The sequence below is a fragment of the Enterobacter sp. JMULE2 genome, from assembly GCF_013337145.1.
Classification (GTDB): domain Bacteria; phylum Pseudomonadota; class Gammaproteobacteria; order Enterobacterales; family Enterobacteriaceae; genus Enterobacter; species Enterobacter mori.
The window spans coordinates 1-13140 of the sequence record NZ_SGWD01000017.1 but is presented as its reverse complement, the minus strand read 5'-3'; the positions used below and the strand labels follow the sequence as shown (position 1 = coordinate 13140).

Here is a 13140-nt window from a genome sequence, read left to right as displayed (position 1 = left end):
GCATACTTGATGCCAGGCCGACGACCTTTATTATTGCCGCTTTACTTGACCTTCCGGTAAGGGGAGGGTTTATGCTCAAAAGATCGCCGGCTGGAAATAAGGAAATGAACATGCAACGTCGTGATTTTTTAAAATATTCCGCTGCGCTGGGGGCTGCCAGCGCATTACCACTCTGGAGTCGCGCCGTTTTCGCGGCTGACAGACCCGCCTTACCCATTCCTGAATTGCTGACTGCGGATGCCCGCAGTCGTATCCAGCTTGTGGTGCAATCGGGCAAAACGACCTTTGGTGCGAATACCGCCACAACCTGGGGCTATAACGGAAATCTCCTCGGCCCGGCGCTCCAGTTACGCAAAGGAAAAACCGTCACCGTTGATATCCATAACACGCTGTCGGAAGAGACCACGCTGCACTGGCACGGGCTGGAAGTGCCGGGCGAAGTGGACGGGGGACCGCAGGGCGTTATCAAGGCTGGTGGCAAACGCAGCGTGACCTTTACACCTGACCAACGTGCGGCGACCTGCTGGTTCCACCCGCATCAGCACGGCAAAACGGGCCATCAGGTGGCGATGGGGCTGGCGGGGCTGGTGCTGATTGAAGACGACGAAAGCCGCCTGCTACGCCTGCCGAAACAGTGGGGCATCGACGACGTTCCGGTGATTGTGCAGGACAAGAAATTCAATGCTGACGGGCAAATTGACTACCAGCTGGACGTGATGAGTGCGGCGGTGGGCTGGTTTGGCGACATGCTGCTGACCAACGGCGCGATCTACCCTCAGCATGCCGCGCCGAAAGGCTGGCTGCGTTTACGTCTGCTTAACGGCTGTAACGCCCGTTCGCTGAACTTCGCCGCCAGCGATAAACGCCCGCTTTATGTAGTGGCAAGCGACGGTGGACTCCTGCCGGAACCGGTAAAAGTGAACGAGTTGCCGATGCTGATGGGCGAGCGCTTCGAGGTGCTGGTGGACATCAGCGACGGCAAGGCGTTTGACCTCGTAACCCTGCCAGTCAGCCAGATGGGGATGGCGGTTGCGCCATTTGATAAGCCGCATCCGGTGCTGCGTATTCCGCCTTTACTGGTGACCGCTTCCGGCACGTTGCCGGATACGTTAACCACCCTGCCAGCGCTCCCGTCGCTTGACGGGCTTACGCAGCGCAAGCTGCAGCTCTCCATGAACCCGATGCTCGACATGATGGGCATGCAGGCGCTGATGGCGAAATATGGCGATCAGGCGATGGCGGGGATGCACCACGGGCAGATGATGGGTCATATGAATATGGACCACGGCAAAATGGGCGGCATGGGGAACATGAATCACGGCGACCACGGCTTTGATTTCCATAACGCCAATATGATCAACGGCAAAGCGTTCGACATGAACACGCCGATGTTTGCTGCGACAAAGGGTCAGTTTGAGCGCTGGGTGATTTCGGGCGAAGGGGACATGATGCTGCATCCATTCCACATCCACGGCACCCAGTTCCGCATTCTCTCAGAAAACGGCAAAGCGCCGGATGCGCACCGCGCGGGCTGGAAAGATACGGTAAGAGTGGAAGGTGGCGTTAGCGAGGTGCTGGTGAAGTTCGACCACGATGCGCCGAAGGAGTTTGCCTATATGGCCCACTGTCATCTGCTGGAGCATGAAGATACGGGGATGATGCTCGGGTTCACCGTTTAAAACAGTGCGGCCTGATGCCCTCACCCTGGCCCTCTCCCACGGGGAGAGGGAACAAACACAAAAACGGCAACCGAGGTTGCCGTTTTGCATCTTTCCGTAGGCCGGGTAAGGCGTAGCCGCCACCCGGCTTTTCAGTTACTTGTTTTCATCCGGCAACGCATACGCGACAATATAGTCGCCCATCTTCGTGCCAAACGAACCGTGACCGCCCGCAGAGATGACAACGTACTGCTTGCCGTTCACTTCATAGGTCATCGGCGTGGCCTGTCCACCGGCAGGCAGACGGCCTTGCCACAGTTTCTCACCGTTGGTCATGTTGTACGCGCGCAGGTAGTTATCTGCGGTTGCCGCGATGAACAGCACGTTACCGGCGGTGGAGATTGGGCCACCCAGCATCGGCATACCCATATTGAACGGCACCGGAACCGGCATTGGGAACGGCATGCTGTCCTGTGGCGTACCAATACGTTTTTTCCATACGATCTGGTTGGTTTTCAGATCCAGACCGGAGATATAACCCCAGGCAGGCTGTTTACACGGCAGACCAAACGGAGACAGGAACGGGTTCAGCGTTACGCCAAACGGTACGCCGTACTGCGGCTGAATACCGGCTTCGGTACCGCTGCCTTTCGCGTCTTTCGGCTGCTCCATTGGGTTGCCCGGACCGCGCGGGATCAGACGGGAAACGAACGGCAGCGCCATTGGGTTGGCAATCGCCACCTGACGGTTCGGGTCGACGGAGATCCCGCCCCACTCGAACATCCCCAGGTTACCCGGGAAGACCAGCGTGCCCTGCTCAGACGGCGGCGTGAAGATGCCTTCATAGCGCAGCTGATGGAACATCACGCGGCACACCAGCTGGTCAAACATGGTGGCACCCCACATGTCTGCACCGCTGAGGTCTTTCTTCGGACGGAAGCTCAGGTCAGAGAACGGCTGGGTTTTGCTGACGTAATCGCCTTTCGCGGCGCCCTGCGGAACCGGTTTTTCCGGTGCAGGCACAACCAGCTTACCGTTGCTGCGATCCAGGACGAAGATGTTGCCCGTCTTGGCCGGAGCGTAAATCACCGGCACGGTTTTACCATCGACGGTAATGTCTGCCAGCGTCGGCTGGGACGGCATATCCATATCCCACAGATCGTGGTGAACGGTCTGATAGCTCCACGCCAGTTTACCGGTCGTTGCGTTCAGCGCCACGATAGCGCTCGCGTAACGTTCCTGCTCCGGCGTACGGTTACCGCCCCAGATATCAGGCGTGGTTACGCCCATCGGCAGGTAGACCAGGTCCAGCTTCGCGTCATACGCCGCCGGGGCCCAGGAGTTTGGCGAGTTAAAGGTAAAGGTGTGCTCGTCCGACGGGATCGCGTTGGGATCTTTCGCGCCCGGGTCGAAGGCCCACAGCAGTTTACCGGTGTTTACGTCAAAACCGCGGATAACGCCGGAGGTTTCACGCGTAGAGAAGTTATCCGTTACCGAACCGGCAATCACGATAGTTTTATCGGTGATGATTGGCGGTGAAGTTGGCTCATACAGACCCGGGGTGGTGTCCGGCATGTTGGTCTGCAGGTTCAGGATGCCTTTGTTGGCAAAGGTTTCGCACAGCTTGCCCGTTTCGGCGTTGATGGCGAACAGACGGCCATCGTTTACCGGCAGCATAATGCGGCGAGGACAGTCGGCAATGACTTCCGGGCTGGCATTATCGGCACGCGCTTCGTGGTAAGAGACGCCACGACAGGTGATGTGCTGGAACGACGGGTTAGAGTTCAGCTGTGGATCGAAGTGCCATTTCTCTTTACCGGTGGCCGCGTCGAGCGCGAACAGACGCTGGTGCGCCGTACACAGGTAGAGCATGTTGCCCACTTTGATCGGGGTGACTTCGTTGGTCAGCTCGCCCGGATCGTTCGGCATCTTCAGATCACCGGTACGGAATACCCAGGCTTCCTTCAGGTTCTTCACGTTGTCCGCGTTGATCTGCTTCAGCGGAGAGTAGCGTTGACCTTCCTGGTTACGACCATACGCAGGCCAGTCACCGTCAGCGACCTGCGAGATAGCAGCCGCAGGCGTGGATTCCGCGTTCAGCGTACCGTTGATCTCCTGTGGGTCATTAAAACCGGCCCAGGTCAGAATGCCGCCGGTAATCAGCAGAGCAACAACCAGGCCCGCCACAGCACCGCTTGAAGGCACAATCAGGCGACGCCAGACGAACGGCAGGATCAGCCAGATACCAAAGAAGACCAGGATGTCGCTGCGCGGCGTCAGTGCCCAGAAGTCGAACCCGACTTCCCAGACGCCCCAGATCATGGTGGCAAGAAGGAGTGCGGCATACAGCCACAGTGCGGATTGTTTTCTACGCAACAGCAGGACGGTTACGGCAACCATAACCAGACCCGCAATCGGGTAGTACCAGGAGCCGCCTAAAGCGACCAGCCAGACGCCACCGATTAACAGATACAGCGCGCAGAAGGCTGCGAACGCGGCTGTTAATGTCACCAGTAGACGCGGCTGTTTAGAGTTTGTTTCAGCCATAGAAAGTGTACTCGTCAGTTTTTGTTAATAATTTGCTAGCAACTAATTATAGGTATTAACAAGTGTGATCGGAATCACAATATTTGCTTTTTGTAACTCATACGCCAGGGTTATCCATTTGCTGGTATAATGGCGGGCTTGCGTATCGATGCCGGAAATAGATTCACCTGCATTGAGAGATTTTCATTAAAATCATATGGTTAGTAATATGAAACATACTGTTGAAGCAAAAAGCTTTTTGTTTTCATGCTTTTAGATGATTTTGTGAATTCTCAATTTTGATTTTTATTATCAGTAAGATACGATTATTTTCGTTCGTATGTTTATCCGGTTTTTTCGACTGTAGCAACGAACGGTGTATCAATCGGTGTATCAATCGCAATCACTAATTCAGACGGGGCGGGCTATGGCGGGCACTAACAAGCTAAGTGATAGAAAGCTCAAGGCACTCCAGGGGGCCACCCGTGATGCGCCAGAAATGTATGCTGATGGTGAAGGTTTAAGCGTCAGGGCATCAAAACAGGGTCAACTGAGTTGGGTATTCTCGTACCGGTTGGGTGGAAGGGGTAGCAAGCTAGAGCGTTTAACGCTTGGCCGTTACCCGGATTTGTCGCTAAAAGCTGCGAGAGAAAAGAGGGAAAAGTGTCGTCAGTGGTTGGCTGGTGGTCTTGATCCAAAAACAGAGCTTGAACTGAGCACCGAAGAAACGCTCAAGCCTGTGACAGTACAGGATGCTCTCGAGTACTGGTTGGTGAATTACGCCAGGAGAAAGCGAAGCGACGAGGAACTGGTGAGGGCACAGCTACGCAAGCATATTTACCCGCGGCTTGGCCGTTATCCAATAGCGAGATGTGAAACCCGTCATTGGGTGGCCTGTTTTGATGAAATAAACCAGACTAAACCCATGACCGCAGGTCGCATGTTTCAGATTTCCAAACAGGCGTTACGTTTCTGCAAAGTTCGCCGCTATGCTGCCAGTGATGCCTTGGTATTTCTCACCATTCAGGATGTAGGCCAGCCATCCGGCCAGCGTGACCGCGTATTGTCAGATAGTGAACTGGCTGATGTATGGCGCTGCACAGACAGCGATGACCAGCAGCCGTATTATTCACGTCTTCTTAAAATATTGGTGCTCTTCGGTGCGAGAACTATGGAGGTTCGCCTCTCTCGATGGTCAGAATGGGATTTTACCTCTTGGATTTGGACAGTGCCGAAGGAGCACAGCAAAACTCGCGAGAAAATCGTGAGATCGATACCAGAAGCTATACGGCCGTGGCTGGAAGAGTTAAAGCGCGAGACTGGGAAAACAGGTTTATTACTGGGCGAAGATCGTACCCGTCAGGCTGTTTCATTGAAAGGGCGCAGGCTTTATAAAGATTTTCACCATAACGAGCCGTGGACCTTGCATGATTTACGCCGCACTTTCTCCACAGGGCTGAACAATATGGGTATAGCACCACATATAGTCGAGCTGCTGCTGGGCCATGCCTTGCCAGGCGTTATGGCGGTTTATAACCGTAGTCTGTACTTGCCTGAGAAACTAGATGCGTTGAATAAATGGTATGACCGATTAGAACTTCTTGCGGGTAATCATCAAAATGTGGTTCTGTTACCTGTAATGAATAGAGATTAAACTTATATTGCGGGTCTAGGTCTGCCAACCGAAAAGCGGGAAACCCTACCCGTCTGTCTCGCAAGTTTATTTTGGGGCGTTGAGGGCAGTGCAATGGCTAACGACATTAAAATTCCTTTTCAATACTGCAATATTGAGCGTGCGTCAAGATTGCTGGGTTGCGAGATTAGCGATCTGATTAATTTGGGGGTTACTAAAAAAATAGCTCTTTGCCTCAATTTATTTGATGCTCGCGCCGTTTTATATATGAAAACTGATAGCAAGTCAGCAAGCGCTTGGTTCGATACCAGAAAGGCAAACTCCACCACATCTATTATGGGGAATAATATTACTGAATTTTCTAGGTTTCATCTTTTCAGATACGATTATAACGAGGAAGAAGATGAAACTATTCACGTCCCTTTATTTGGTCAAGACTCAGGAAATGGGTGCTTCAGTTCAATTGGTAAAGCTTATGGGTTGTGGCGTCTTTGGGGCGGTCTAGAAGAACTACAAAATTTTGGAGAGTACGCCATAAGTGGTTTTGAATTAACTCCTTGCCATCCCGAAAAAGATAATCCCGCCGTACAGCTTTTAATGGTTGGCGAAGATAGTGATTATGATGAAGAAGACGATCAGGTATTCAAAAATAAAATCTCTATAAATGATTTATGGATTACCGCAAAGGATATAAGGCGACTTCTTGACTGTGGTGGAGATTATTTCACGCTAACAGATGATTTTGAGTCTGTAGAGCCTCATAAGATGAATGGCAATGAAATTGTGCATCATTCTGCTGAAAGACATGCAAGAAACCGAGAGCAAATTTTAATGGTTGCCATGCGTTTTAAAGAAGAGCAGCAAAATGCTTTTAATGAGAGCTGCAGAAAAATAGATGGAACTATTAACTATTCTGCTTGGGCGCGTGAGTTGATCGCCAGACCTGACTGGTTCATCAATGGTGAATTGCCAATAAAAACAGAAACGAAAATAGCAGCAATATTAAACAATGCGCATAAGAGGCCGAGCGAAAGAGCACAGTAAGCCTTACTCATATACTTCTAAGCATACTGATATATTTATAAGCATTATCAGTATGTCTCTATGCTTACAGCTGTATTTATATCCAGTATAAAAGGTTGCAAACTAGCCTCTACAAACTTAGAAACAGTGGAGGCAACATGCAAAATATCACCTTTACCCCGCCAAATCCTGAGCAGCGCCGCACCCTTTTAGAAGAGTACGGCTTTAAGTTCGACCGTCGAATCCGTGAAGAAGAATGTAGCGAGATCACCAGCCTTTCCCGTTCCAGCCGTTGGAAAATGGAGCAGCAAGGCCGATTCCCGCCACGCTGCCACTTCGGCCGCAACAGCTGTGCCTGGCTTCTTTCGGATGTGCTCTGGTGGGTTCGTAATCCGCCAGTGGTTGAGAACGTCAATAATCCGTATAGCAGAAAAACAGCGTGAGGTGAGGTATGGCACATAAAACAAAGGCGGCCATGCAGGGCCGCCAATGTCACTACCAAAAACTTAAGCAAAGTCAGGATACCAGGGTTAACGATGGTGGTCAAAGCCTGAGTGCTCCTGTGATTACAGGAACTGCGCCATTGGCGCGGTTAAGGGGCGATCTGCCTCACTCCGGCTTTTTGCGGCGCTGGCGGCGTTTTATTTCGCCCTGCATTGCAGCGCTAATAAATTGCCCGGTGCTCTCGCCGTCTGCCTTTACCTGCTCCATTCCTTCAATGATTTCGTGTGGGATGCGCGCGGTTACTGATTGGGATTTTGCGTTCTTTGAACCTGTAGCCATGTCTAACACCTCTTGTGATTGGTGTAAGACAATATACACGAAAAAATCTTCATTGGAAGTATTGACGTGTAAGACACCTTTAATCTATCGTGTGTCTTACACCATGCTTTTGCATGTAGTGAGAACCGAAGCCCGGCAGTGGTGGAACACTAACCGGGCCTCTAACCACAATCCAAACCACCGGAGTAAAAATTATGGCTACAGCCAATATTACCACAGAAGGACGGCCGGCATTCACCTGGCTATTTCTGGGGCAGCCTAAGGGCGAGGAGTGGACGGGGCAACCTGTCACCCTGCGCACACAGGCAGACACCGAAGAGGCAGCGCGTGACGCGTTTCCGTCGTGGGATCTGACGTTCGCCGCGAAAATCAGGACGGCCAGCCCGCTGAATTACCATTTCATGGAAGGTAATTATCTCTGGTCGCTGATGGGTAGTGATGCCCGCGATTCACTCAGAGAAATGGCGGGGGTACGCCATGCGTAAAACCTTCCATGTCGCCGGATACGGCGTAAACAAGCGCGGTCACACGGTAGGCATTCATTACACACTGACCAGCGCAAGCGCAGATGAAGCCAGGACAACAGCGCAGCAATTGGCGCAGGCAGCGGGCTATAAACACGTGCGTATCACTTTTATTCAGGGGGGGGCGCAAAATGCGTGAGCCAATCGGCCTTGACCAGGCAGAATATAAAGCAACGTTGGCTGCCTCACTCTTCGAGATCATTCTGGAGAGGGCTAATAAAGAATGCCATCCGGTGATGGTGGATTTGATTTCAATCGCCTGTGATTTTAACCAAGAAATTCGCCTGGCATTAATCGCCGAGCTGGGTATGGGTGAAACGAAATGAGACAGGTTCCTTTTGAAGTTCTGATCCAAGCTGAAAATGCGCTGGCTTACAGCGATCAGGCGCTGGCTATTCTGGAAATCTGGATGGAATGCCTCGGCAAAGGCGACGAACACGAATGTAACTGCGTGGCCGCCATACACAGCCTGGTATATAAATCCAAAGAACACCTGCAAAAAGCAGTAGATATTAAAGAGGAATAAAAAACATGGTCAAAAAAATTAATCGGGCTAAGCCCGAGGGCATCGCTCAGCCAAAAATCGAGGCTCACAGCCGCTGGAAAAATAACTACGGTGAAAAAATCACGGTAAAGAGTGCTACTGAATCCCGTATTACATACGTCCGTGACGGATATGAAAACGAATGTATTTGCTCTGGATACCGGTTCAGCAATGAATTTACGTACCTGCCGGAAGAGACGGAGAAAAGCCAGGCTGAGGCCAGAGAGAAAGTTAAACGCCGCATTGCTGAGATTCGCAGCACGCTGCCGCTGAGCGTTGGATCTGACGGATGGGATAAGGGACTGAAATGAAAAACGCACCGAACGTTAAGGCTCTGCCGAAAGACAAATACACCGAAGCGATTATTTTTGCCGGGGCTGATGCATACGCGCACGCCAGACACTGGATCGAGAGCGCTGGAAAAAAATCGGGAGACACAACGCCGCCCGTGTATCTGGGCAGCCGCGAGCTGGAGCAACTGCATAACATCCGGGTGGTTGACGATGGCCGTTACCGCGCCCGCGTCTTTCTGGCCGGGGATATCACAGAACAGCAAATCACTGATGTGGCGATGCGCCTGGCTGCCGCTGGCGTGGTAGAGGCGCGGATGTACCGCAGCGCTGAGCATGAGCCGGAGGACTGGGGCGACTTCCTCGACCGCCAGCGCCAGAGCATCGAGGAAAACAGCCAGTACGCGCACACGCTGCCGCTGAGCGTTGGATCTGACGGATTCGACGTTGAGCAGGATTACACGCTGAAAAGCTATCTCCCGGCGCAGAGCCTGACCAGCATTTACGGGCCCAGCGGCTCCTACAAGAGCTTTCTGGCGGTATCGTGGGCGTGCCACATTGCCGCCGGGATGAAGTGGGCTGGAAAGTCGGTTTCCGCTGGCTCTGTGATGTACGTCGTCGGTGAGGGTGGTATCGGCGTTCCTCGCCGTATCAAGGCATGGGAGAAGCAACGCGGGCTCAAGCTGGATAACCTGTATCTGGTCAATCGTCCTGTGTTCCCGGTTCGCTCAGAGGATATCAGCCAGGTGATTAACGCTGCGCGTGACGTGGAGAGGAAAACAGGCCAGCCAATCCGCCTTATCATCCTGGACACGCTGGCGCGCTGTTTCGGCGGTAACGACGAGAACGACGCGAAGGATATGGGGGCGTTCATCGAAGGGTGTGACCGCATCAAACAGGCGACGCGCTCTACGCTGCTGGTGGTGCATCATTCCGGTAAGGACGACACCAAAGGCGCTCGCGGCTCCAGCGCGTTCAGGGCGGCTCTGGATGCAGAATTTAGCGTAAGGCGCGAGGGGGAGGGCGGCGCTATCGTGCTGACCTGCACGAAGATGAAAGACGCTGAGGAACCGAAACAAGCGGCGTTTGACCTGGCGGAGCTGGATTTGTTTCAGGACAGAGACGGCGAAACGGTTTCATCGCTGGTTGTACGTGACGTGCCACGGGAGCCGCAGGGTGTTGATCCTGAGCTGGAGGGTGCTACACATCTTACCGGGAACCATGCGGCATTATGGCAATTCATCCGCAGCCGCAAGGCCAAAGGCGAGCCGTGCAACCGCGCGGTACTGCGTGACGACATGATCGCTCTGCTTGGTGAAAATGGACGGAAGGGCTTTGGGCGCTGGATTGATAAGCTGGTTCGTGACGGGGTTATCGAGATTGATGACTCGAATGAAATAACGGTATCAAAAGCCAAATAAACGCGCAAAAGTGCGCATGATGCGCGAAACACCACGGAAAGCGCACTTTTCACGTATATATCTGGAAAAAGTGCGCGGATTCCATTTGATACCCCTCAAAGCCGCGCCGTTACTGGCTTTTGGTGGGTTTTGCGAAATGCCAACCCGCGCAGCAAGTGCGCGGGTAAAAAGTGCGGCAGAAAGTGCGCGAGGTGCGCGGATTTATTAATCAGAGAGGTTTAAATGTTGGACGCTCAAGAGGTAGAAAGACAGGCTTTTGTTACTGCAACATGCCTGATGGAGAAAGCGATTACGCATATTGATTCGCTGTTCGGTGAGGGGTACGCCAAAGCAAACCCTGGGCTTATTGGTGACATCATGAAAACGGCAATGCTGGATCAGATTGGTATGTATATCCGGGGAGTGGCTGAGACTCTGGAAGAGATCTAGCCAGCCTGTTTATCCCACGATTCAATCTCCTAAATTTTCAGGAGAACCACCACGCCGGGCAACGCCCGGTTTTTTTATGCCCGTGCACCATTAACCCTAATTTTAAGTTCCGACGTAATACGTACGGACCTCCCTGAACGGGCGCATTTCAAATTCGCCATCACCCCTCCGTGCGCGGAGTGAGCTCTTATTTTTTATAATTTTCAGGAGAGCCAACACGCCGTGCAATGCCCGGTTTTTTCGCCCAAAGTGAGGAAGACGAGGAAATAAGTTGGTTACGCCAGAGGTGATTTACACCCCCCAAAATCGGGTATGTAAAAACCAGCACACCGCACTATACAACCCAGACTCATTAATAAGTGTCTGATTTGTATGGTTTCGTCCATTTTGCAGGATATGCTTTCTCTTTTCGTCATCGACTATTGGTAGCGGGCATTTAGGTGAGCTTGATTTCAAGCCCCCCTCCGTGCGGTTTTTTTATGCCTGTGCACCATTAACCTAAAAATATGGTTGAATAATAAAAATTAACCGTAAATACTGATTATGTGATTTTAACCAGTACAGGACTTCAATTGTGGTAGCAAAACAAAAACCGAAGGGCATTACCGTTCAGTTAGATACTGAGCTGAGTTTGGCGCTGAACCGTAGTCGCCAACAGATTATTGATGAACTGAACGCATCAGGATTTAACGGCCTGGCCATGGCTCCATCTCTCGGGGCGCTGGCGCGTATGGCACTGCGTAAATCGCTGGGGCTACCTGAAAACAAAAAAGATGATTTGCAGGCGTAAGGCTGACCATGGAACTGACGTTATACGACGGCATTAATGCCGAATCAGCAAAAACGCTTGCTGCGAACATCGTTAAGGCGGGAAAGTTACCCCTGACTATCGCCATTCATTCACCCGGCGGTAACACGTCAGATGGCTTTATGCTGGCTAACGCTATCAGCCGTTACCCTGGCTACGTGACTGCTCGCATTGATGGCATCGCCGCTTCTATGGCTACGGTGGTTGCGTGTGCGGCAAGACGCGTGGTTATGGCCTCTAACGCCTGGTACATGATCCATAATCCATGGTCTGTGGCTGGTGGTGGTGCCGAAGATTTTCGGAAAAACGCCGATCTTCTGGAAGCAACGCAAAAACAGATGATCGCCGCGTATGCAAAAAAATCAGGGCTCGGGGAAGACGAAATCAGCGCCATGATGGACGAAGAAACATGGATGACAGCAGACGAAGCCAAAGAAAAAGGCTTTGTTGATGAAGTCTACCCGTCTGAAAGCATTGATGCTTTTTCCGGTGCTACGTTCTACGCATCGCTGGCGAACTTCCAGAACGCGCCAGAGGCAGTAAAAAGCATGTTCACTAATAACCCGGCCAGTGATAACCCGGATGATGTTTCACGTATTTTTTCGAAGCATCGCAAGGCTGAGTCACCGGACGTTGATCAGGTAAAAGCCCGTTACGACATGGGCGGGATTTCGCTTGATGATGCTGCGGGGGTGCTTCTTTTTCTGGATAGCTGCGCTTCTTTCCCGCAGTTTGATTCGGTGGAACTGCGCCAGCAGCTGATTAGCGGAAAAATTAATTTAACTCAGGCCAGAGAAGGTTTTTTACAGGAAATGGCGAAAGGAACAGAATCAATTGCCGGGGGATTTGCCCATATTACTAACGGTAATCTTGTCGGTGACTCTATACGCGCTTCTATTGAGGAGCGCATTGGTATTGCTCAGCGAGAGAAAGACAACCGCTATACCGGCTACTCCCTGAAAGAGCTTGCCCGCGCATCACTTCGGGATCGAAATATCAGCATCAGCGGTATGAATACCGTGCAGATGGTAGGTATGGCGTTCACTCACTCGTTAAGCGATTTTGGTCAGATTCTTGGAGACGTGGCGAACAAGTCTGTTCTTACTGGCTGGAATGACTCACCGGAGACGTTTGACCAGTGGACGCGCACGGGCAACCTGCCGGACTTTAAGCCGGGGCATCGTGTGGGGCTTGATACTTTCCCGCGCTTGCGTGAAGTTCGCCCGGGGGCTGAATACAAATACGCGACCATTGGCGAGCGTGGTGAGCGCATCATTCTTGCAACGTATGGCGAGCTTTTCAGCATCGACCGCCAGAGCATTATCAATGACGATCTTTCTGTGCTGTCCACCATTCCCCAGGCGATGGGAAGGGCAGCGAAAGCTACGGTTGGCGATCTGGTTTATGAAGTGCTGATGGCTAACGCCGCGATGTCTGATGGTTATCCTCTGTTCAGTGCCGAGCACAAAAATTTTGTTGAAGGTGCTCTTTCCGTTGAGAC

15 protein-coding genes are annotated in these 13140 nt (G+C 52.1%); 13 read left to right on the top strand and 2 right to left on the bottom strand.

Annotated features, from left to right (window positions below; genetic code table 11):
* The first annotated feature begins 110 nt into the window (after positions 1-110).
* The gene (gene cueO, locus EXW94_RS22250) at positions 111-1679 is read left to right on the top strand and encodes a multicopper oxidase CueO (protein ID WP_174341040.1); all 1569 of its coding nucleotides are present in this window, start codon (positions 111-113) and stop codon (positions 1677-1679) included.
* Positions 1680-1814: 135 nt separating this feature from the next.
* Here the strand turns inward: cueO and EXW94_RS22245 are convergent, their stop codons facing one another.
* A complete protein-coding gene (locus EXW94_RS22245) occupies positions 1815-4205 on the bottom strand; it encodes a glucose/quinate/shikimate family membrane-bound PQQ-dependent dehydrogenase (RefSeq protein WP_120159230.1) in 2391 nt (796 codons plus the stop codon).
* A 406-nt stretch (positions 4206-4611) separates the two neighbouring features.
* On the opposite strand from EXW94_RS22245, the gene EXW94_RS22240 reads away from it, so the two are divergent.
* From EXW94_RS22240 to EXW94_RS22230, 3 genes are all read left to right on the top strand, one after another.
* Positions 4612-5838 (top strand): site-specific integrase, encoded by a 1227-nt coding sequence (locus EXW94_RS22240; RefSeq protein ID WP_174341039.1) that lies wholly within the window; start codon positions 4612-4614, stop codon positions 5836-5838.
* 93 nt (positions 5839-5931) lie between these two features.
* On the top strand, positions 5932-6861 hold the full coding sequence (locus tag EXW94_RS22235; RefSeq protein WP_174341038.1) for a hypothetical protein: 930 nt from the start codon (positions 5932-5934) through the stop codon (positions 6859-6861).
* A gap of 137 nt (positions 6862-6998) precedes the next feature.
* A complete protein-coding gene (locus EXW94_RS22230) occupies positions 6999-7283 on the top strand; it encodes an AlpA family transcriptional regulator (RefSeq protein ID WP_174341037.1) in 285 nt (94 codons plus the stop codon).
* Between the two features lie 166 nt (positions 7284-7449).
* Here the strand turns inward: EXW94_RS22230 and EXW94_RS22225 are convergent, their stop codons facing one another.
* On the bottom strand, positions 7450-7623 hold the full coding sequence (locus tag EXW94_RS22225) for a YlcI/YnfO family protein (protein ID WP_174341036.1): 174 nt from the start codon (positions 7621-7623) through the stop codon (positions 7450-7452).
* A gap of 194 nt (positions 7624-7817) precedes the next feature.
* Between EXW94_RS22225 and EXW94_RS22220 the strand changes: the two genes are divergently transcribed.
* The 9 genes from EXW94_RS22220 to EXW94_RS22180 all read left to right on the top strand — a co-directional run.
* Positions 7818-8108: a host cell division inhibitor Icd-like protein gene (locus EXW94_RS22220; RefSeq protein WP_174341035.1), complete on the top strand. Its 291-nt coding sequence runs from the start codon at positions 7818-7820 to the stop codon at positions 8106-8108.
* Positions 8101-8286, top strand: a complete 186-nt coding sequence (locus EXW94_RS22215; protein WP_174341034.1) for a hypothetical protein — start codon at positions 8101-8103, stop codon at positions 8284-8286. The genes EXW94_RS22220 and EXW94_RS22215 overlap by 8 nt, the downstream gene beginning before the upstream one ends.
* The gene (locus EXW94_RS22210; protein ID WP_174341033.1) at positions 8279-8473 is read left to right on the top strand and encodes a hypothetical protein; all 195 of its coding nucleotides are present in this window, start codon (positions 8279-8281) and stop codon (positions 8471-8473) included. Before EXW94_RS22215 ends, EXW94_RS22210 begins: the two co-directional genes overlap by 8 nt.
* On the top strand, positions 8470-8673 hold the full coding sequence (locus EXW94_RS22205; protein ID WP_174341032.1) for a hypothetical protein: 204 nt from the start codon (positions 8470-8472) through the stop codon (positions 8671-8673). The genes EXW94_RS22210 and EXW94_RS22205 overlap by 4 nt, the downstream gene beginning before the upstream one ends.
* Positions 8674-8678: 5 nt before the next feature.
* Complete coding sequence (locus EXW94_RS22200; RefSeq protein ID WP_174341031.1) at positions 8679-9002, top strand: DUF4222 domain-containing protein; 324 nt, start codon at positions 8679-8681, stop codon at positions 9000-9002.
* Entirely contained in the window at positions 8999-10402 is a 1404-nt protein-coding gene (locus EXW94_RS22195; protein WP_174341030.1) for a helicase RepA family protein, read from the top strand. Before EXW94_RS22200 ends, EXW94_RS22195 begins: the two co-directional genes overlap by 4 nt.
* 222 nt (positions 10403-10624) lie before the next feature.
* Complete coding sequence (locus EXW94_RS22190; RefSeq protein WP_174339213.1) at positions 10625-10831, top strand: hypothetical protein; 207 nt, start codon at positions 10625-10627, stop codon at positions 10829-10831.
* Between the two features lie 574 nt (positions 10832-11405).
* Positions 11406-11621 (top strand): hypothetical protein, encoded by a 216-nt coding sequence (locus tag EXW94_RS22185; protein ID WP_174341029.1) that lies wholly within the window; start codon positions 11406-11408, stop codon positions 11619-11621.
* Between the two features lie 8 nt (positions 11622-11629).
* A partial coding sequence (locus tag EXW94_RS22180; protein ID WP_174339215.1) for a ClpP-like prohead protease/major capsid protein fusion protein occupies positions 11630-13140 on the top strand: 1511 nt, incomplete at its 3' end.